This is a genomic window from Bifidobacterium sp. M0353, from assembly GCF_016100645.1.
GTDB lineage: Bacteria > Actinomycetota > Actinomycetes > Actinomycetales > Bifidobacteriaceae > Bombiscardovia > Bombiscardovia choladohabitans.
On the sequence record NZ_JACFSB010000286.1, the window covers coordinates 1 to 251 of the forward strand.

1 protein-coding gene is annotated in these 251 nt (G+C 29.1%); it reads right to left on the minus strand.

The window, feature by feature from the left end; genetic code table 11:
• A partial coding sequence (locus tag H3V04_RS10330; protein WP_232342709.1) for a hypothetical protein occupies positions 1 to 251 on the minus strand: 251 nt, incomplete at both ends.

A 251-nucleotide genomic window follows, 5' to 3' on the forward strand; every position in this document is an offset into this window, starting at 1 on the left:
CTGCATTTGCAAATATTGTTTTTGCTGTTTGGGATTAACATAATATTTCTGTAACAATGGCTGAAAATGCCATAATTTTTTTAAACCTTTTGCACAGATACCAAAGTTTTCTTCTTGAAAGTGAACTTTATTTGTTAGCGGCTCAAGCAAAACGTTATATTTTAGCCGAATAATCTTTTTAAAAGGATCAATCTCTAAATAATAATCTTGCCAAAAATTGTTTCTGCGAAAGAAAATAAGCTGAGATTTTT